Below are 18,925 nucleotides of genomic sequence, written 5' to 3' on the forward strand. Positions count from 1 at the left end.
CGCCTACATGACGCCCCTTTACGGAGCGTGACCGGCTGTGACGCCGAACCATGACTTTGCGGCGCAGGCTCGATAGATTTCCTCCACGCCGCGCGGCCTGCCAGAGCAGTGCTCGCGTTCAAGGAGGAGGACCTCACAGTGCCACAGAGCCAGACGCCACAGACTCAGACCCTGCCGTCACAGACCCCGTCCGTGCCGGAGCGGGCCGGTCGTCCTCCGCGTCCGGCATCCAGGCCAAACGGCCAGTGGAAGGTCGACGGCACCGCACCACTGAACGGCAACGAGGCCTGGAAGCAGGTTGACAACGGGCTGAACGTGCGGGAACGGATCGAGAAGATCTACTCCCGCGACGGGTTTGAGTCGATCGAGGACACCGACCTGCATGGCCGGTTCCGCTGGTGGGGTCTCTACACCCAGCGCAAGCCCGGCATCGACGGCGGCAAGACCGCGACGCTCGAACCCCACGAACTCGAAGACGCCTATTTCATGCTGCGGGTGCGCATCGACGGCGGCCAGCTGACCACCGGCCAGCTGCGTGTCATCGGTGAGATCTCCGAGGAGTTCGGCCGGGACACCGCCGACCTCACCGACCGGCAGAACATCCAACTGCACTGGATCCGCGTCGAGGACGTTCCGGAGATCTGGCGCCGCCTGGAGGCCGTCGGCCTGCAGACCACCGAAGCCTGCGGCGATGTGCCGCGCGTCGTGCTCGGCTCCCCCGTCGCCGGCATCGCCGTCGACGAACTGCTCGACCCGACGGACGTGATCGCCGACATCACGGCGCGATACATCGGAGTTCCCGAACTCGCGAACCTCCCCCGCAAGTTCAAGACGGCCCTGACCGGTCACCCGAGCCAGGATGTTGTGCACGAGATCAATGACGTCGGCTTCGTCGCTCTGCGGCATCCGGAGCTTGGCCTCGGTTACGACCTCTGGGTCGGCGGCGGCCTCTCTGCCAACCCCCGACTCGGCGAGCGCCTGGGTGCCTTCGTCTCCCCCGAGAAGGTCGCCGACGTCTGGCTCGGTGTCGTCTCCATCTTCCGTGACTATGGTTACCGGCGGCTGCGCAACAAGGCCCGGCTGAAGTTCCTGCTCGCGGACTGGGGACCGGCGAAATTCCGTCAGGTCCTCGAGGACGAATACCTCTTCGAGGCGCTGCCCGACGGTCCGCCCGCCCCGACGCCGACCCAGCAGGGTGACCACATCGGCGTGCACAAGCAGGTCGACGGCCGGTTCTACATCGGTGTCACACCGTTCGTCGGCCGGGTCTCCGGCACCATGCTCACGGGACTCGCCGACCTGCTCGAGCAGCACGGCTCCGAGCGGCTGCGCACCACGCCGCACCAGAAGCTCGTGCTGCTGGACATCAGCGAAGAACACGTCGAACCGCTCATCGATGCCCTCGACGCGCTCGGCCTCGCCGCCCGCCCCAGCCTGTTCCGCCGTTCGACCATCGCCTGCACCGGAATCGAGTTCTGCAAGCTCGCGATCGTCGAGACCAAGCAGGCGGCGACCGACGCGGTGCTCGAGTTGGAGACGCGCCTGGCCGGCATCGACCTGCCGCAGCCGATCAGCCTGCACGTGAACGGCTGCCCCAACTCCTGCGCCCGCATCCAGACCGCCGACATCGGTCTCAAGGGCCAGCTCCTGGCCGACGGGAACGGTGGCCAGGTCCCCGGTTTCCAGGTCCACCTCGGCGGGGGCCTGGCGTCCGTCGGCCGCGATGAGGCCGGCCTCGGCCGCACCGTGCGTGGCCTCAAGGTCACCGCGGACGATCTCGCGGACTATGTGGAGCGCATCGTGCTCCGATTCCTGGCCGATCGGCTCGACACGGAGACCTTCGCCGAATGGGCGCACCGCGCCGACGAGGAGGCACTGCAATGAGCAACACCGACACCCCAACGACCACACGCCGCTCCGCCGACGAGCTGCGCGCCCTCGCCGAGGCCGGCGACGCCCTGCTGGGCGAGGCGTCCGCCCACGAGGTCATCGCCTGGGTCGCCCGTAACTTCGGCACGGATGCCGCCGCCGTCGCCTGTTCGATGGCCGACGCCGTGCTTCCCCACGCCGTCTCCCGGCAGCTGCCAGGCGTCGACGTGCTCTTCCTCGACACCGGCTACCACTTCGCCGAGACCCATACCACCCGCGACGACGTGGCCAGGCTGCTGCCCGTGCGCATCGTCGACGTGCTGCCCGAGCGCACCGTGGCCGAGCAGGACGCCGCCCACGGTGCCGAACTGTTCGCCAAGGATCCGAATCTGTGCTGCGCACTGCGCAAGGTCGAGCCCCTGCACCGCGTGCTCGGGACCTATGAGGTCTGGTTCACCGGCGTGCGGCGCGACGAGGCCCCCACCAGGGCGAACACCCCCCTGATCGTCTGGGACGAGCGCAACGGCCTCGTCAAGGTCAACCCACTCGCCGCCTGGAGTTTCGAGGACATCCTCGACTACGCCGGCCTCAACGCCGTGCCGGTCAATCCGCTGATGGCTCGGGGCTACCCCTCCATCGGCTGCGCGCCGTGCACCAAACCCGTCGCCGAGGGCGACGACCCCCGATCCGGACGCTGGGCCAGCCTGGCGAAGACAGAATGCGGACTCCACCTGTGAACGCTTTCCCCGTGCCGACCATCGACCGAAGCGGCGGCTCCCCGTCCGATAGCGCCCAGTTGAGCCAGCTCGACGTGCTCGAGAGCGAGGCGATCCACATCATCCGTGAGGTGGTCGCCGAGTTCGAACGCCCTGTGCTGCTGTTCTCCGGCGGCAAGGACTCCGTGGTCGTGCTGCACCTGGCCGCGAAGGCGTTCTGGCCGGGCAAAGTGCCGTTCCCGCTCCTGCACGTGGACACCGGGCACAACTTTCCCGAGGTCCTCGCGTTCCGCGACGAAACCGTGGCCCGCCTGGGGCTCCGCCTCGAGGTGGCCAGCGTGCAGGATTACATCGACGACGGCCGCCTGACCGAACGCGCGGACGGCACCCGCAACCCCCTGCAGACGCTGCCGCTGCTCGACGCGATCACGGCCGGCCGCCACGACGCCGTCTTCGGCGGCGCCCGCCGCGACGAGGACAAGGCCCGCGCGAAGGAGCGCATCCTCTCCCTCCGCGACGAGTTCGGCCAGTGGGACCCGCGCAACCAGCGCCCGGAACTCTGGAACCTCTACAACGGCCGCCACACCGTGGGCCAACACGTGCGGGCGTTCCCGATCAGCAACTGGACCGAGCTCAACGTCTGGCGCTACATCGAGCGCGAGGGCATCGCCCTCCCCCCGCTGTACTACGCGCACGAGCGCGAGGTCTACCGCCGCGACGGCATGTGGCGGGCCGTCAGCCCGGTCAGTGCCCCGCTGGCCAGCGAGACCGTCGTCTCGCGCACCGTCCGCTACCGCACCGTGGGCGACATGAGCTGCACCGGCGCCGTCGACTCCGACGCCGCATCCGTGCAGGACGTCGTGCGAGAAATCGCCGTGAGCACGATCACCGAACGCGGCGCGACGCGTGCCGACGACCGCATCTCCGAAGCGGCCATGGAAGATCGCAAGAAGGACGGGTATTTCTAATGACTCAGGTACAGCTCGTGCAGGCACAGCCGGGTGAGCTCCTGCTGGAGCGCTCGGTCGCCGAGCGCGCCGAAGGCACCCTCTTCCGGTTCGCGACCGCCGGTTCCGTCGACGACGGCAAGTCCACCCTGGTCGGCCGGCTGCTGCACGATTCGAAGGCGATCCTCGCCGACCAGCTCGACACCGTCACCCGCACCTCCACCGAGCGCGGCTTCGGCGGAGCGGCCGGCGGCATCGATTTCGCGCTTCTCACCGACGGCCTGCGGGCCGAACGCGAGCAGGGCATCACCATCGACGTCGCCTACCGCTACTTCGCCACCGACAAACGCTCATTCATCCTCGCCGATTGCCCCGGCCACGTTCAGTACACCCGCAACATGGTCACCGGTGCCACCACGGCGGATGCCGTCATCATGCTCATCGACGCGCGCAAGGGCGTGCTCGAACAGACCCGCAGGCATCTGTCCGTCGTGAAGCTGCTGCGAGTGCCCCACATCGTCATCGCGGTGAACAAGATCGACCTGCAGGACTACGACGAAGCCGCATTCGGCGCTGTCGCCGCGGCCGTTTGCCGGGTCACCGATGAGCTGGGGCTGGGTGCGGTGCACATCATCCCCGTCTCGGCCCTCGTCGGCGACAATGTCGTCGAGAGGTCGGCGAACACGCCCTGGTACGACGGACCGAGCCTGCTCGAGCTCCTGGAGACCCTCCCCGCCGCGGATGCGGTCGCCACGAACGTGGAGTCGTTCAGGCTGCCGGTGCAACTCGTGCTGCGGCCCCAGGGCGCGGTCGCCGTCGCGCCGGAGGACGCCGCGGCGTACCGCGACTACCGGGCATACGCCGGCCAGGTGGCCTCTGGCACCGTACGGGTGGGCGATACCGTCACGGTGACGCCCGGTGGAGCCAGCACCGTCGTGACCGGCATCGACTTCGCCGGAACATCACTCGACCACGCCATCGCACCCCAGTCGGTCGCCCTGCGGCTGCGCGACGACCTCGACATCGCCCGCGGCGCCGTCATCGGCGCGGCCGGCACCATGCCGGAACCCGTGAAGGAGCTGTCCGCCGCCCTGTTCTGGCTGGACCCCCGTGCTCTGCGACCCGGCGCCCGGGTGCTGGTCAAGTTCGGCACCCACACCGTGCAGGCCATCGTCGCTACCATCACCGGTCGCCTCAACCTGGACTCCCTGGAGCTCGAAGACGCCTCCGGGCTGGAGATCAATGACATCGGACAGGTCACCGTCCGGCTGGCCGCCGCCCTTCCTGTGGAGACCTACGCCGCGAACCGCCGAGCCGGTGCCTTCCTGGTGATCCAGCCGCAGGATGGCGCGACGCTGGCCGCTGGCATCGTCACGGCTTCCGGGACCGTTGCAGGGGCCGGTGGGCCCGCATGACCGCGCACACCGGCCGCACGTCCATCCGTCTCCTGCTGGCCGTCACCCTGATCCCGGTGCTGCTGGGCGGGTGCGCCGCCGCCGTCAGCGCCGCGGAACCGGCCGGACCGGCCGCAGAGCTCCGCCTGGGCTACTTCGACAACGTCACCCACGCCCCGGCCCTGGTCGGGTTGGACCAGGGCCTGCTGGCGGAATCGCTCGGCGACACGACCCTGACCACCCAGGTCTTCGGTGCCGGCCCCGCCGCCATCGAGGCCCTCAGCGCCGGAGCCATCGACGCGGCCTACCTCGGCCCCAATCCGGCGGTGAACAGTTTCGTGCAGAGCGCCGGCCAGTCGGTCAGGATCGTAGCCGGCGCCACCAGCGGCGGAGCCGCGCTCGTCGTGCGGCCCGGCATCACCGACGCCAGCGACCTGGCCGGAACCACGCTCGCCACCCCGCAGCTGGGCAACACGCAGGATGTCGCGTTGCGCTCCTGGCTCGGCGAGCAGGGCTACACGACCAGCACCACCGGCGGCGGCGGCGACGTGGACATCGCCCCGACCGAGAACGCCCAGGCCCTGGCCCTGTTCCAGAGCGGCAAGATCGACGGCGCCTGGCTCCCCGAACCCTGGGTCTCCAGGTTCGTGATCGAGGCCGGTGCCACCGTCCTCGTCGACGAGGCCTCGCTCTGGCCGGACGGCGCGTTTCCCACCACGGTGCTGGTGGTCGGGACCGAGTTCCTGGCCGCGCACCCGGAGACCGTTGAGGCGCTCGTCGCCGGCCACACGGCATCCGTGAACTGGCTCAACGCCAACCCCGACCAGGCGGCCGCCGCGATCAACCGCACCCTCGACGCCGACACCGGCAAGCCGCTGCCCGACGCGGTTCTCGCCCGTGCCCTGACCGCCGTGACCTTCACGACCGACCCGCTCGCCGGGACCTTCCCGGTGCTGCTGAAGGCCGGCGTCACAGCCGGCACCTCCAAGAACGGGAACCTGGACGGGCTCTTCGACCTGGCACCGCTGAACAGGGTCCTCACGGAGGCCGGCGCGCACTCGGTCTCCGATGCCGGACTCGGAACGGAGTGACCGTGCGGACCTCCACCGACGCATCCCCGGCCCCGACCACGCTGTCGGCCACGGTGAAACCGGCGATCCGCATCGACTCGCTCGGCAAGCGGTTCGGACCGACCGGCCCGGTCGTCCTGGACAACATCAACCTCACCGTGGCACCCGGAGAATTCCTGTGCCTGCTCGGCGCCTCCGGCTGCGGCAAGTCCACCCTGCTCAACATCATCGCCGGACTCGAACACCCCAGCGAGGGCACCGTCACCGTCACCAGCGGCAGCGCGGCCGTGATGTTCCAGGAGTCCGCACTCTTCCCGTGGCTGACCGCCGGGCGGAACGTGGAACTCGCCCTCAAGCTCCGGGGAGTGCCGCGCTCTGCGCGTCGCGCCCAGGCGCTGGAGTTGCTCGACCTCGTCAACCTCGCCGATGCCGCCTCCAAACGCCCGCACGAACTCTCCGGCGGCATGCGTCAACGGGTCGCCCTGGCCAGGGCCCTCGCCCAGGACCGCAAGGTACTGCTGATGGACGAACCGTTCGCGGCCCTCGATGCCATCACCCGGGACCTGCTGCACGAAGAGTTGGAGCGGGTCTGGCGAGAGACCGGCCGCACCATCATCTTCGTCACGCACAACGTGCGCGAGGCCGCCCGGCTCGGCCAGCGCGTGGTGCTCATGTCTTCCCGTCCCGGTCGCATCAGCAACGAATGGCGCATCGACGACACCGGGCCCCGGCGGATCGAGTCGCCAGAGGTGTCCCGCCTGGCCATCGAAATCACGGACCAGCTGCGAGAGGAGATCCGCCGCAATGCTGCCTGACACCGCGCACCCCGGTTCCGCCGCCGATCCCCACGGCGGCGGCGCCCACGACGAGCTCCGCCGCCTCGAATCGGGCCTTGACGCCCTCCAGACCACGCCCCTGACCGAGAAAGGTCCCTGGCGCCGGTTTCTCGACGGGGTGCTGCCACCGGTCCTGCTGCTGGTGGCGCTGGTCGTGGCCTGGCAGTTCTACACCGTGATCGCCCAGCCTCGGCCCGATCTGGCGCCCGGCCCGGTGAAGGTGGCCGGGTCGCTCGTCGAGCAGTGGAACGACGGCCGGTTGCAGCAGGCGGTGCTCACGAGCCTGTCCCGTGGCGGGGCCGGCTTTCTCATCGCCGTCGCGATCGGCACACCGCTCGGGCTACTGCTGGCCGAGTGGCGGCTGCTCCGCCGCGCCCTCGGGCCGCTCCTGTCCGGCCTGCAGGTGCTCCCGTCCGTGGCCTGGGTGCCCGCCGCGATCATCTGGTTCGGCCTGACCGACGCCACGGTCTACTTCGTGGTGCTGATGGGCGCCGTCCCGTCGATCGCGAACGGGCTCGTCTCCGGTATCGACCAGGTTCCACCGCAGCTGCGCAAGGTCGGCACCGTTCTCGGAGCGTCCCGAATCGAACTCGCCACCCTGGTCGTGCTCCCGGCCGCGCTGCCCGGCTATTTCTCGGGCCTCAAACAGGGTTGGGCATTCGCCTGGCGGTCGCTGATGGCGGCGGAGATCATCGTTGTGGGCGGCTCGATCGGTTTCGGCCTCGGCACAATGCTGCAGCAGAGCCGGGAACTCGCCGACCTGTCCGCGGTGCTCGCGACCATCCTGGTGATCCTCGCGGTCGGCATCCTGGTGGAACTGACCGCCTTCGCCCCGATCGAGCGCCGGCTCCTGCGACGCCGTGGGCTCACCCCCGGCGCGCGCCGGTAGGCACACCAGCACCCACCGACTCACCCCACCCCCGTCACGCACGTTCGACTCCGCCCTTTCGAAAGGCCCACTCATGACCCGGACGCTCTCCGCGCCCCAGCCAATGCGCGTCGCCATCATCGGCGCCGGCCCAGCCGGCATCTACGCCGGCAACATCCTCAGCACGGCCGTACGCGCCGCCGGCGGTGAGGTCGGCATCGACCTCTTCGACTCCCTGCCGGCCCCCTACGGCCTGATCCGCTACGGTGTGGCTCCCGACCACCCCCGCATCAAGGGCATCGTCAACTCCCTGCACGAGATGCTCGACGCCGGCACCATCCGGTTCCTCGGCAACGTGGGCTACGGCACCGACCTCTCGCTGGCCGACCTGCGCCGGCACTACCACGCCGTGATCTTCGCCACCGGAGCGATCCGCGACGCTGACCTGCCGATTCCCGGCATCACCCTGCCCGGCTCTTACGGCGCGGCCGACTTCGTCTCGTGGTTCGACGGGCACCCGGATGTGCCGCGCGACTGGCCCCTCGACGCCACCGACATCGCGGTGATCGGCAACGGAAACGTGGCCCTGGACGTGGCACGGATGCTGGCCAAGCACCCCGCCGACCTGCTCAGCACCGACATCCCGGCCAATGTGCACGCCGGCCTGGCCGGCTCGCCGGTCACCGACGTGCACGTCTTCGGCCGGCGCGGTCCCGGCCAGGTGAAGTTCACCCCGATCGAGCTGCGCGAACTCGGCGACATCCCCGACGTCGATGTGATCGTCTACGACGAGGACTTCCCCAGGGACGCCGACTCCGAGGCCCGCCTGGCCGCGTCCAACAACCAGGTCAAGGTCATGAGCCGCACCCTGAACGGCTGGCTCACCCGCGAGCCCACCGGAGCCCCCCGGCGGCTGCACCTACATTTCCTGCACAGCCCGGTAGAGGTCTACGGCACCGACCGGGTCGAGGGGATGCGTTTCGAACGCACCGCCCCGACCGGCGACGGGGGCGTGCGCGGCACGGGCGAGATCATCGACTACCCGCTGCAGGCCGTCTACCGCGCGGTCGGCTACCGCGGCAGCGCGCTGCCCGATGTGCCCTTTGACCACGCGCGCGGCGTCATCGCCAGCACCGAGGGCCGCGTCATCGACGGCAACGGCACGCCACTGCCCGGGCTCTATGCCACGGGCTGGATCAAGCGCGGCCCGGTCGGACTGATCGGTCACACCAAAGGCGATGCCCTCGAGACGATCACCCACCTGGTCGAGGACCTCGCCCTGCTGCCGGAACCAGCCGACCCCACCGAGGACGCCATCCTGGGCCTGCTCGGTGAGCGCGGCATCCGATACACCACCTGGCCCGGCTGGCTGTCCCTGGACGCCCACGAACGGGCGCTCGGCGACGCCGACGCCTCAGAGGTGACCCGGGAACGGGTGAAGGTCGTCCCCCGTGACGAGCAGGTGGCGATCGCCGCCGAAGACACGCTGGTGCCCTCGTGACCTATGTGGTCGCGCTGCCCTGCGTGGACGTGAAGGATCGCGCCTGCGTTGACGAGTGCCCGGTCGACTGCATCTACGAGGGCGAGCGCTCCCTGTACATCCACCCCGACGAGTGTGTCGACTGCGGCGCCTGCGAACCGGTCTGCCCGGTGGAGGCCATCTACTACGAGGACGACCTACCCGAGGCGTGGGCCGACTATTACCGGGCCAATGTGGACTTCTTCGTCGAACTCGGCTCCCCCGGCGGCGCCGCGAAAACCGGTGTGCTCACTTTCGACCACCCTGTCATCGCCGGGTTGTCGCGCCAGGTCGCGCCAGGTGCCTGACGCCCAGGAACGCTACGACTGTGTCGTGATCGGCGCCGGTCCGGCCGGGCTGTCGGCGGCGCTGAACCTGAGCAGGGCCCGCCTCACCGTGCTCGTCATCGACAGCGACAGGCCCCGGAACGCGGCCACCATGATCTCGCACGGGTTCCTCACCAGGGACGGGGTCGCCCCGCACGAGCTGCGCCGCCTCGCCAGAGAAGAGGTCGAGGGCTACCCGGGCACACAGATCCTGCGGCGCACCTCGGTACGCTCGGTCCAGCGGGCCCCCGAGCTGTCCAAGGAGGACGGTTCGCACCCGTTCACCGTCACGCTCGGGAGCCCGTCGAGTGCCGGTCGACTGGTGCACAGCCGGGCGGTGCTCGTCGCCACCGGGCTGCGCGAGACCCTTCCGGATGTCCCCAATATCCGGGGGTTCTACGGCATGAGCCTGTTCAGCTGCGCCGCCTGCGACGGCTATGAGCTGAATGATCAACCGCTGGCCCTGATCGGCGAGACCGACGACCTTTTCGCCCGGGCATTGCTGGTGTTCCAGTGGACGCACACGCTGACGGTGTTCACCAACGGCGCAGGCTTCACCGACGACTCCGGCGCCGTCTCCGCCGGCCAGGAGGAAGCGCTGCGCGGGCGCGGCATCACCGTCGAACGGCGCCGGATCACCGAACTCGAGGGTGACCGGGGGCTGCTCGTCGCGGTGCGCGTGGATGGCGGCGGCCGGATCCCGGCTACCGGCGGGTTCGTGCGACCGCTCTGGCATCCCGCCGTGGAGTTCCTGGCCGGGCTCGATGTTGCCGGTGACGCGCACGCCCAGCTGCTCACCGACCGCAACGGGCGCACCAGCGTGCCGGGGCTCTACGCGGCCGGTGACGTCGCGTCGCCCGGACCGCAGCAGTTGATCGTGGCGGCCGGTGCCGGCGCCCGCACGGCCGCGATCATCAGCCAAGACCTCCTCGGCGTCAGCACAGCACACTGACTCCGGCGGGTTCGCGCCGCCACGCCGGCTCTGACACACCGAAACCGGCGCCCGGGGTGGCGGGTCGCCGCGGTGCTGAGTATCGTCACGGTAGTCGCCGCGCGGGTCGGCCTGCGCCCGTCGAGAGGGACGCCCATGAGCACCACGCCACCGCCCATGCAACCGCCCACGCAGCCGCCGGCGCCCGGCGCGCATCCGGCGCTCGTCGCGCTCAGCGGAGTGCTCGAGGGCGCTCTGGTGCTGCCCGGTGATCCCGGCTGGGACGACGCCAGGGTGCCGTGGAACCTTGCCGTCGACCAGCAGCCGAGCGCCGTTGTGCGCCCGCGCTCGGTGCGGGACCTCAGGCAGGTCGTCGTCGCCGCCAGGGAGGCCGGCCTGGGGGTGAGTGTGCAGCCGCGGGGTCACGGCGCCGCCGACGACCTTGCCGGCCGGATCCTCGTGCGCACCAGCGCTTTCGACGAGGTCACCGTGAACGTCGTCGCCCGGTTCGCGCGAGTCGGCGCCGGCGTGCCGTGGGGAGCACTACTCAACCGTCTCGACGGCACCGGCCTGATCGCCCTGGCCGGCACCAACCCCGACGTCAGCGTCGCGGGCTACCTGCTCTCCGGCGGGCATTCCTGGTTCAGCCGGTGGAAGGGCCTGGCTGCACACTCCATTCGCGCCGTGGAGCTGATCGACGCCACCGGGGTGCTGCGGCGCGTCACCAGGGACACCGACCCGGATCTGCTCTGGGGCCTGCGGGGCGCCGGCGGACTCTTCGGCGTGGTGACCACCCTGGAGATCGACCTGTACCCGGCGCCCGACCTCTTCGGCGGCAAGATTCTTTTTCCCGCCGAATCGGCCGAGGTGGTCTTCGAAGCCGCTGCCGACATCCTGCTGGACGCGCCGCCGGAGCTGAGCATATTCCTGGGCCTGATCAACCTGCCCGCCGTCGAGCAGGTGCCCGAACTGCTCCGCGGCCGGAGCTTCACCCAGGTCGACGCCGTCTTTGTGGGGTCTGCCGAGGAAGGGAGCGCCCTGCTCGCACCGTTGCTGTCGATCGCCCCGGTCATCGCCAATCTCAGCCGGCCGTTCTCGATCGGACAACTGGGCGAGGTGTCGGGCGAACCACAGGAGCCCTCGGCGACGCTGGACTGGTCCAGGACCGTCAGCGAGCTCGACGCCGCCACCATCGCGAGCCTCGTCGAGGCCTTCCGGACCGCGAGTTATGCCGGCCTATCCCTGTTGCAGCTGCGGCCGCTGGGCGGGTTGATCGGCGACCCGACGGTCGGCGCCGACGGTGTGGTGGGCCATCTCGACGCCGGGTTCATGCTCTTCGCGGCGGCGATCCTGCCGCCGGGCGCACCCGTTCCGGCCGCCTCCGACCGCCATCTGGTGTTCCAACCCCTGGAGGACACCGTGCAGGCCGTGAGTGTTCCCCGCATCGTGCCGACGATGCTCGCGGCCGGCCAGAACCTGGGCCTCGCCTTCACGCCCGAGGAGGTGCAGCGCCTGGCCGGGATCAAGGCGCGGGTCGATCCGGACAACCTGTTCCGCAGCAACCGGGCGTTGCCGGCCTAGCCGTACCGAGCCGAGCCGAGCCGAGCCGAGCCGAGCCAGGCCGAGCCGGACCGTGGCTCAGGAGGCTTGTTCCGCCTCGCGCACGATGCGCTGGCCGACCACTGCCGACACCCCGTCCTGCCGCATCGAGACGCCGTAGAGGGCATCCGCGATTTCCATGGTGCGCTTCTGGTGCGTGATGACGATGAGCTGGCTGGTGGCCCGCAGGTCCTCGAAGATGGTCAGGAGCCGGCCCAGGTTCGCGTCGTCGAGTGCGGCCTCGACCTCGTCCATGATGTAGAACGGGCTCGGCCGGGCCTTGAAGATCGCAATGAGCAGGGCCACCGCCGCCAGCGACCGTTCGCCGCCGGAGAGCAGCGACAGCCGCTCGATCTTCTTGCCGGCCGGCTTGACCGACACCTCGATGCCGGTGGTGAGCATGTTCGCGGGGTCGGTGAGCTGGATGCTGCCGCTACCGCCGGGGAACAGCACCGGGAAGACCTCGGCGAAGGCCGCCTGGGTGTCGTCGAAGGCGCTGGCGAAAATGGTCCCCATTTTCACATCGATGTCCTCGATGATGGTCAGGAGATCGGCGCGGGTGGTGGTGAGGTCGGTGAGCTGCTCGGTGAGGAACAGGTGGCGTTGTTCCAGCGCCGCGAACTCCTCGAGCGCGAGCGGGTTGATCCTCCCCAGGCGGGCATACTGGCGTTCGGCGGCGGCCAGGCGCGCCCGCTGTTCCACCCGGTCGTACGGTGTGGGCGACCCTTCGGTCTCGACGTCACCGTCGGCGGGCACCGGTTGGTCAGGGCCGTATTCGGCGCCGAGGACGTCTTCCACCAGGCCCAGTTCGCTGGCGGCGCGCTCGAGCAGCGCCGAGAGCTGTAGTTTCTTCTCGTAGATCGCCAGTTCGAGGCCGTGCACGTTTTCCGTGATGGCCTGCAACCGGGTGCGCAGCTCGCTCTCGGCCCGGCGGAGTGTGCTGAGCTCGTCGTTCTGGCTTGCCCTTTCGGCTTCGGTGATGGCCAGCCGCTGGCGCGCCTCGGCCACCGCGCCGTCGACCGAGGCGAGCACCAGGGGCAGCGCGTCGGCGACGGCTGAGGCGGCATCCACCTGCCGTCGGCGGAGAACGGCCCGGCGGGCGGCGGCATCCGCCTCCGCCCGGTCGGATTCGAGTTGCCTGGTCAGGGAGATCACCCGGGACTGGCCGCCGCGCAGGCGTTCCCTGGCGGTGTCCACCCGCAGGCGAGCCTCGATCTCGGTCTCCCTGGCGCGCTCGAGTTCTGCGTAGAGGGCGTCGCGTGCGCTGACGTCGAGGATGGGCCGGGGAGCAGAACGCATGGTGTCCAGGGCGGCGGCGGTTCTGGCGGCGGCGCTCTCGGCATCGGCGACTCCGGACGAGGCGAGGTCGGCGGCGCTCGACAGTCTGTCGAATTCCGCCGCCGCGGCGTCGACCTGCACGGTGAGGCGGTTGCGCCGGTCGGCGCGGGCAGCCTCCCGGGTGCTGTGCTCGCGGCGCAGGGCCTGGGCGGACCTGGCCTGGTCCCGAGCGGTGGCCAGCAGGGTGCGCTGTTCGCCGAGGTCGCCGGCGACGTGGCCGATCAGCGAGGTCACCTCGGCCAGTCGGTTCTCGGCCGCGTCACGTTCGGTGACGAGTTCGAGCTTGCTGGGTGCGGCACCGGACCCGCCGCGCAGCGCATGGGCGGTGAGAACGTCCCCGGCGCGGGTGATGATGGTGACAGAGGCGCCCGGCGCCAGGGACGCCGGCACCGCAACAGCCAGAGTATCCGAGGCGGCGACGGCGGCAGCGAGATCGTCAACGATGACGGTGCGCTCGAGCAGCCCGCGCACTCCGGGCGGCGCGTCGACGACGGTGCGCGCGGCGACGACCCCCGGCAGGCCGGAGAGGTCGAGTGGGGCGACGTGCGGTGCGACGGACCCGTGGTCGACAGCCCCGGCGAGCACAAGTTCGACCCGGCCGAGGTGCAGCCGGTCGGCGTGGCCGACCGCGGCAACGGCGGCATCGCGGTCGTCGGCGGCGACGGCGTCAGCGAGGGAACCGAGCGCCGCTGCGATGGCGCGCTCGAAGCCGGGTTGCACGCTCATGACCTCGGCGACGAGGCCGCGGATGCCGGCCAGGTTCGCGTCGAGAAGGGCCGAGGAGCCGTCCTTTTGGCCGAGCGCCAGCGTGAGGGCGCCCGTGCGGGCCGCCAGAGCATCCCGCTCCCGCTCCTGGCCGTGCAGCAGCTCACGGAGCCGCTCGATCTCGGTCTCGGCCCGGGACACCTCGGCCTGGGCGAGTTCCACGACCTCGTCGAGATCGACATCGCTCGCCGCGTCGCCGGCGTCCTCGTCGAGGTCGGCCAGCTGCTGCCGGGACGCGGCCAGCCGGTCGCGGGCGGAGTCGAGGGCGCCCTGCTGGCGCAGCACTTCACCGCGCACCGCGGCCAACCGGGACGCCGCGGTCGCCGACTCGCCGGCCAGCTGGGACAGCTGGAGGTCATGGCGGGAGACGAGGGCGGACTGCGCCGCTATCTCGTCGTCGACGGCGTCCAGGTCGCGCCGCACCGAGGCAGTAATGGCGCGTGCGCCGGCCCAGGCGTCCTCCGCCGTCGTGATGCCCGCCCGCAGGCGTTCCACCTCCGCCGCGGCATCTTCGACACGCTGCGGGGTCACGCTCGACGCCCGTTCGGCCGGTTCGGCCTGGCTGCCCAGCAGGGCGAGCCGCTGGTTGGCAAGGGTGTACAGCCCGCGCAGCCGTTCCTGGGCGGATTCGAGCCCGAACGCCGTGCGCCGGGCGATGTCCACGGCGTCACCGACCTGCGCGTCCTCCAGCCGGCGTACCCGCACCTGGTTGTGGTCGAGCTGCTCCTGGATCACCAGGCGTTCGGAGTGCCGTTCGCTCTCAGTGCGGCCGTGGGCGTCAAGGGCGGTGCGCAGCACGATCACGTCGTCCGCGAGCAGCCGCGCCCGCGCGTCCCGCACGGTGGCGGCGATCTGCTGGGCCTGCCTGGCCACCTGAGCCTGCTGGCCGAGCGGCTTGAGCTGCCGGCGGATCTCCCCGGCGAGGTCGCTGAGCCTGGTGAGGTTGGTCTGCATAGCCTCGAGCTTGCGCACGGTCTTTTCCTTGCGGCGACGGTGCTTCAGGATTCCGGCGGCCTCCTCGATGAATCCGCGGCGTTCCTCCGGACTGGCGCGCAGCACGGCATCCAGCTGGCCCTGGCCGACGATGACATGCATCTCCCGACCAAGACCGGAGTCACTGAGCAGCTCCTGCACGTCAAGCAGCCGGCAGGTGCGGCCGTTGATGGCGTACTCGCTGCCCCCATTGCGGAACAGGGTGCGGGAGATGGTCACCTCCGCGTACTCGATGGGCAACGCGCCGTCGCTGTTATCAATTGACAGGGTCACCTCGGCGCGGCCGAGTGGACCCCTGGTGGAGGTGCCGGCGAAGATGACGTCCTCCATCTTGCCGCCACGGAGCGTCTTCACGCCCTGCTCGCCCATCACCCAGGCGAGGGCGTCGACCACGTTGGACTTGCCGGAGCCGTTGGGGCCCACGACACAGGTGACCCCGGGTTCGAAGGCGAAGGTCGTCGACTGTGCGAAGGACTTGAAACCCTTGAGGGTGAGGCTCTTCAGGTACACCCCGGCCGTCCTTCCCGCGCTCGTCTTGAACCGTCAGCATTGGCACAGCCAATATTTGGCACAGTCCTGCTCAGTCCACGCTACCGGACGGCCGCTGGTTTACTGGGATCGGCCCGCCCTGAGATCCTCGGGGAGTCTGTCGCTTCCGCGGTACCGGGTCTAGGCTCGGCGGGCATGGAGAGCCGATCGTTCAGCATCGATGAATTGAGCATTCCGGCCGCGCCCGGCCGGCCGGGTTGGCCCGAGTTCGTCGCCGCCGTCGACGTGCACAACCGGGTGCAGGCCGACGCGTACGGCACCGGCGAGCTGGCCCAGTCGGCCGAGGAACTGCTTCCAGGATTCCTCACCCCCGAGCACTCCCCTCGTCGGCTTTTCGAGGTGCGCGCCGCGGGTGCGATCGTGGGCCGCGCCGCCTACGAAACGCAGGCGGACCCGTCGTCGGAGTTCGCGTGGTTCACCGTCGAGGTACTGCCAGAGTGGCGGGGCCGGGGCATCGGCACCGCGTTGTCGAACGTCGTGGAAACGCTGGCCGCCGCTGAACACCGCAGCAGCAGGGTGGTCTATGCAGTCTCGCCGCCCGGCCCGGGCGAACGCCTCGTCGCGCCCACGGGTTTCGGCTCGGTCCCCCTGGCCAACCCCGAGGTGCGTTTCCTGCTGAACAGGGGGTACCGCCTCGAGCAGGTGGAACGCGGCAGCCGTCTGCAGCTGCCGATGGATCCGGCCCGTCTCGCACGGCAGCTCGCCGACGCGGCGATCAGGGCCGGCGAGAACTACGCGGTGTTGTCCTGGACCGGGCGGACCCCGGACCGCTGGCTCGAGGACATCGCCCTGCTGTACACCCGCATGTCGACGGATGCCCCGACGGCGGGCCTGGAGGAGCCGGAAGACGTCTGGACCGTGGAGCGGCTGCTCAGCGAACAGGACGCATACGCGGCAGGTCCGAGCCGCGCGCTCGTGACCGCCGCCCTGCACCGGCCGAGCGGTCGCCTGGCCGGTTTCACCGAAGTGTCGGTGCCCGGCGACGCCAGCCGGGCCGTGCTGCAGGAGGACACGCTGGTGCTTCGGGAGCACCGCGGGCACCGGCTCGGCATGCTCATGAAGCTGGCCAATCTGCAGAGCCTGGCCCAGGAGCATCCGGATCAGCGGGCGGTGACCACGTTCAACGCCGAGGAGAACCGGTACATGCTCGACGTCAATGAGGCGCTCGGGTTCGTGCCGATGGGCTACGAGGGCGCCTGGCGGAAGGTCAGCGCACCCGCTGGCAGCGCGGGCAGTAGTGCGACGAGCGGTTCATGAATTTGGCGCGCACGAGGTCGGTGCCGCAGCGGGGGCACGGCTTCCCCTGCTGCCCGTAGGCATTGAGGCTGTGCGCGAAGTAGCCGGACTGGCCATTGACGTTCACATACTGGGCGTCGAAGCTGGTGCCGCCCTCGTCCAGCGCCCGGAGCAGGATCGCGCGGACGGCGGTGAGCAGGCGGCGGGCGCTCGCCGGGGACAGTGACGCGGCCGGCTGGTCGAAGTGCACCCGGGCGTCGAAGAGGGCCTCGTCTGCATAGATGTTGCCGATTCCGCTGACGACCTGCTGGTCGAGCAGCACCCGTTTGATGCCGGACCTGGTGCGGGCCAGCGATCCGTAGAAGGCCGGGGCGGAAAAAGCAGGGTCGAGCGGGTCCCGGCCGATGTGCGCCACCTGGCTGGGGATGAGGCCGGACCAGGCTGGGGGCGTATCCGTCTCGCCGGCGGCCGGCCGGCCTGGAGCCATTCCGGGCCCGGCGTAACCGGCTGACCGGCCGTCGACGGTGGCCTGCAGCCTGTCGACGGCCATGCTGCCGAAGATGCGCTGGTCCACGAAGTGCAGGGCCAGTTCGCCCTGCTCGGGGTGCTGCAGGGTCAGGCGGATGCGCAGCAGCTTTTGCGCTGTCTCTCCAGGGGTGCGCAGCAGCACCTGTCCGCTCATCCCGAGGTGGGCGACGATGGCCCGGCGCTCAGCCGTGCCCGGAGGCTCCCCCGGTACGGCGGCCAGCGGGAACCAGAGGAACTTGCCCCGTCTCACGGCGGCTTCGATCCGGGCCCCGGTCAGGAGCGCCTCAAAATCGCCGAGCGACCTGTCGTGGCGGCGCAGGGACCGTTCGTCGAAGATCTCGACGCCCGTAACGATGGCTCCGGACACGGCGCTTTCCAGGCCGGCCCGAACGACCTCGACCTCGGGAAGTTCAGGCACGGCTCAGCGATGGACGGCCCGCAGGCGGGTCCAGGCCGTCAGGGCCGCGGCCATCTCGGCGTGCTTCTTGCTGGTGCCCTCGCCCGTGGCTGTGACCGCGGTGCCGACGCTCACCGTGGCGACGAACACCTTCGAGTGGTCCGGGCCGCTTTCGGCGACGGTGTAGACCGGGACTCCGGCTCCGAGCCGCGCGGCGGTCTCCTGCAGGCTGGTCTTGGGGTCCATCGATACACCGAAGTGGCCCGGGTCCGCCAGCATGGGTTGCAGCAGGCGCTTCACGAATCGCGTCGCGGACTCCACGCCCGTGTCGAGGTAGACGGCACCGATGAGGGCCTCGACGGTGTCGGCGAGGATCGACGACTTGTCGCGGCCACCGGTGAGGGTCTCCCCACGTCCGAGGCGCACGAAACGGCCCAGGCCGATACCGCGGGCGATCTCGGACAGGGCGGCCGTGGACACCAGGCTGGCCCGGCGCTTGGCGAGGTCGCCCTCTGGCAGCAGCGGGAAGTCGCGGTACAGCATCACGGTCACCGCCTGGCCCAGAATCGAGTCGCCCAAAAATTCCAGGCGTTCGTTCGTGGGCACGCCACCGTTCTCGTACGCGAACGAGCGGTGTGTCAGCGCGAGTTCGAGAAGACCGGCGTCGACCTGCAGGCCGAGGATCTCCTGCAAGGCCGCCATCGAATCCTCCGGTGCCCCCGACTGTCCCCGTGCAGCAGAAACTCCTGCAGCAGGGATCGCTGCAGGAGCATCGGCTGTTCCGGGATCTGCGTCAGAACCTGACACGGTCGCGCACCGCCCCTTGGTTAGAGCTTTGACTAAACGTCAGCGACCTTACGGCCCTTGTACTCCATGAAGAGTGCGGTGCCGGCGGCGTCGGTGACGACCTTCGCGCGGTGCGGGAGGCTGTAGACAACCTTGCCGTTTTCCATGGTCTTCACCAGGGTGGGGGCTTCGGCCTTCCAGCAGGAACGGCGTGAGCGGGTGTTGGAGCGTGATTGCTTGCGCTTCGGGACTGCCATG

The 18,925-nt window shown here is 70.2% G+C and carries 16 protein-coding genes; 12 read left to right on the forward strand and 4 right to left on the reverse strand.

Going from position 1 to position 18,925, the window contains the following annotated elements; translation table 11 throughout:
• The first annotated feature begins 171 nt into the window (after nt 1-171).
• The 11 genes from E3O42_RS17450 (at nt 172) to E3O42_RS17500 (ending at nt 12,057) form a co-directional block, all read left to right on the forward strand.
• On the forward strand, nt 172-1,884 hold the full coding sequence (locus tag E3O42_RS17450; RefSeq protein WP_134455458.1) for a nitrite/sulfite reductase: 1,713 nt from the start codon (nt 172-174) through the stop codon (nt 1,882-1,884).
• Nucleotides 1,881-2,606: a phosphoadenylyl-sulfate reductase gene (locus E3O42_RS17455; RefSeq protein WP_134455387.1), complete on the forward strand. Its 726-nt coding sequence runs from the start codon at nt 1,881-1,883 to the stop codon at nt 2,604-2,606. The genes E3O42_RS17450 and E3O42_RS17455 overlap by 4 nt, the downstream gene beginning before the upstream one ends.
• Entirely contained in the window at nt 2,588-3,553 is a 966-nt protein-coding gene (gene cysD, locus E3O42_RS17460; RefSeq protein ID WP_134455389.1) for a sulfate adenylyltransferase subunit CysD, read from the forward strand. Before E3O42_RS17455 ends, cysD begins: the two co-directional genes overlap by 19 nt.
• A complete protein-coding gene (locus E3O42_RS17465) occupies nt 3,553-4,947 on the forward strand; it encodes a sulfate adenylyltransferase subunit 1 (RefSeq protein WP_134455390.1) in 1,395 nt (464 codons plus the stop codon). The genes cysD and E3O42_RS17465 overlap by 1 nt, the downstream gene beginning before the upstream one ends.
• Nucleotides 4,944-6,017: an ABC transporter substrate-binding protein gene (locus E3O42_RS17470; RefSeq protein WP_134455392.1), complete on the forward strand. Its 1,074-nt coding sequence runs from the start codon at nt 4,944-4,946 to the stop codon at nt 6,015-6,017. Before E3O42_RS17465 ends, E3O42_RS17470 begins: the two co-directional genes overlap by 4 nt.
• Before the next feature lie 53 nt (nt 6,018-6,070).
• Nucleotides 6,071-6,811: an ABC transporter ATP-binding protein gene (locus tag E3O42_RS17475; protein WP_420897898.1), complete on the forward strand. Its 741-nt coding sequence runs from the start codon at nt 6,071-6,073 to the stop codon at nt 6,809-6,811.
• The gene (locus tag E3O42_RS17480) at nt 6,801-7,721 is read left to right on the forward strand and encodes an ABC transporter permease (RefSeq protein WP_134455396.1); all 921 of its coding nucleotides are present in this window, start codon (nt 6,801-6,803) and stop codon (nt 7,719-7,721) included. The genes E3O42_RS17475 and E3O42_RS17480 overlap by 11 nt, the downstream gene beginning before the upstream one ends.
• A gap of 73 nt (nt 7,722-7,794) precedes the next feature.
• On the forward strand, nt 7,795-9,201 hold the full coding sequence (locus E3O42_RS17485; protein ID WP_134455398.1) for an FAD-dependent oxidoreductase: 1,407 nt from the start codon (nt 7,795-7,797) through the stop codon (nt 9,199-9,201).
• Complete coding sequence (fdxA, locus tag E3O42_RS17490; protein ID WP_134455400.1) at nt 9,198-9,527, forward strand: ferredoxin; 330 nt, start codon at nt 9,198-9,200, stop codon at nt 9,525-9,527. Before E3O42_RS17485 ends, fdxA begins: the two co-directional genes overlap by 4 nt.
• A complete protein-coding gene (locus E3O42_RS17495) occupies nt 9,520-10,497 on the forward strand; it encodes an NAD(P)/FAD-dependent oxidoreductase (RefSeq protein ID WP_241984905.1) in 978 nt (325 codons plus the stop codon). The genes fdxA and E3O42_RS17495 overlap by 8 nt, the downstream gene beginning before the upstream one ends.
• Before the next feature lie 135 nt (nt 10,498-10,632).
• The gene (locus E3O42_RS17500; RefSeq protein ID WP_134455403.1) at nt 10,633-12,057 is read left to right on the forward strand and encodes an FAD-binding oxidoreductase; all 1,425 of its coding nucleotides are present in this window, start codon (nt 10,633-10,635) and stop codon (nt 12,055-12,057) included.
• A 57-nt stretch (nt 12,058-12,114) separates the two neighbouring features.
• Here the strand turns inward: E3O42_RS17500 and smc are convergent, their stop codons facing one another.
• The gene (smc, locus tag E3O42_RS17505) at nt 12,115-15,681 is read right to left on the reverse strand and encodes a chromosome segregation protein SMC (RefSeq protein WP_134455405.1); all 3,567 of its coding nucleotides are present in this window, start codon (nt 15,679-15,681) and stop codon (nt 12,115-12,117) included.
• A gap of 174 nt (nt 15,682-15,855) precedes the next feature.
• Between smc and E3O42_RS17510 the strand changes: the two genes are divergently transcribed.
• Nucleotides 15,856-16,977, forward strand: a complete 1,122-nt coding sequence (locus tag E3O42_RS17510) for a GNAT family N-acetyltransferase (protein ID WP_134455407.1) — start codon at nt 15,856-15,858, stop codon at nt 16,975-16,977.
• On the opposite strand, the gene mutM is transcribed toward E3O42_RS17510, so the two are convergent.
• The 3 genes from mutM to rpmF form a co-directional block, all read right to left on the reverse strand.
• On the reverse strand, nt 16,928-17,902 hold the full coding sequence (gene mutM, locus E3O42_RS17515) for a bifunctional DNA-formamidopyrimidine glycosylase/DNA-(apurinic or apyrimidinic site) lyase (RefSeq protein ID WP_134455409.1): 975 nt from the start codon (nt 17,900-17,902) through the stop codon (nt 16,928-16,930). The two genes, E3O42_RS17510 and mutM, sit on opposite strands and share 50 nt — an antisense overlap.
• Before the next feature lie 3 nt (nt 17,903-17,905).
• Nucleotides 17,906-18,583, reverse strand: coding sequence for a ribonuclease III (rnc, locus tag E3O42_RS17520; protein WP_134455410.1), 678 nt, complete (start codon nt 18,581-18,583; stop codon nt 17,906-17,908).
• A gap of 137 nt (nt 18,584-18,720) precedes the next feature.
• Entirely contained in the window at nt 18,721-18,924 is a 204-nt protein-coding gene (gene rpmF / locus E3O42_RS17525; RefSeq protein WP_066596228.1) for a 50S ribosomal protein L32, read from the reverse strand.
• Nucleotide 18,925: the final 1 nt, after the last annotated feature.

Origin of the sequence: Cryobacterium adonitolivorans (assembly GCF_004402695.1) — a bacterium.
In the GTDB taxonomy this organism is placed as follows: Bacteria; Actinomycetota; Actinomycetes; order Actinomycetales; family Microbacteriaceae; genus Cryobacterium; species Cryobacterium adonitolivorans.

Bases quoted from the DNA above. Each gene is read 5' to 3' on its own strand.
- E3O42_RS17455 (WP_134455387.1), top strand. From the start codon at position 1,881: ATGAGCAACACCGACACCCCAACGACCACACGCCGCTCCGCCGACGAG.
- cysD (WP_134455389.1), top strand. From the start codon at position 2,588: ATGCGGACTCCACCTGTGAACGCTTTCCCCGTGCCGACCATCGACCGA.
- E3O42_RS17465 (WP_134455390.1), top strand. From the start codon at position 3,553: ATGACTCAGGTACAGCTCGTGCAGGCACAGCCGGGTGAGCTCCTGCTG.
- E3O42_RS17470 (WP_134455392.1), top strand. From the start codon at position 4,944: ATGACCGCGCACACCGGCCGCACGTCCATCCGTCTCCTGCTGGCCGTC.
- E3O42_RS17480 (WP_134455396.1), top strand. From the start codon at position 6,801: ATGCTGCCTGACACCGCGCACCCCGGTTCCGCCGCCGATCCCCACGGC.
- E3O42_RS17485 (WP_134455398.1), top strand. From the start codon at position 7,795: ATGACCCGGACGCTCTCCGCGCCCCAGCCAATGCGCGTCGCCATCATC.
- E3O42_RS17500 (WP_134455403.1), top strand. From the start codon at position 10,633: ATGAGCACCACGCCACCGCCCATGCAACCGCCCACGCAGCCGCCGGCG.
- E3O42_RS17510 (WP_134455407.1), top strand. From the start codon at position 15,856: ATGGAGAGCCGATCGTTCAGCATCGATGAATTGAGCATTCCGGCCGCG.
- rnc (WP_134455410.1), bottom strand. From the start codon at position 18,583: ATGGCGGCCTTGCAGGAGATCCTCGGCCTGCAGGTCGACGCCGGTCTT.
- rpmF (WP_066596228.1), bottom strand. From the start codon at position 18,924: ATGGCAGTCCCGAAGCGCAAGCAATCACGCTCCAACACCCGCTCACGC.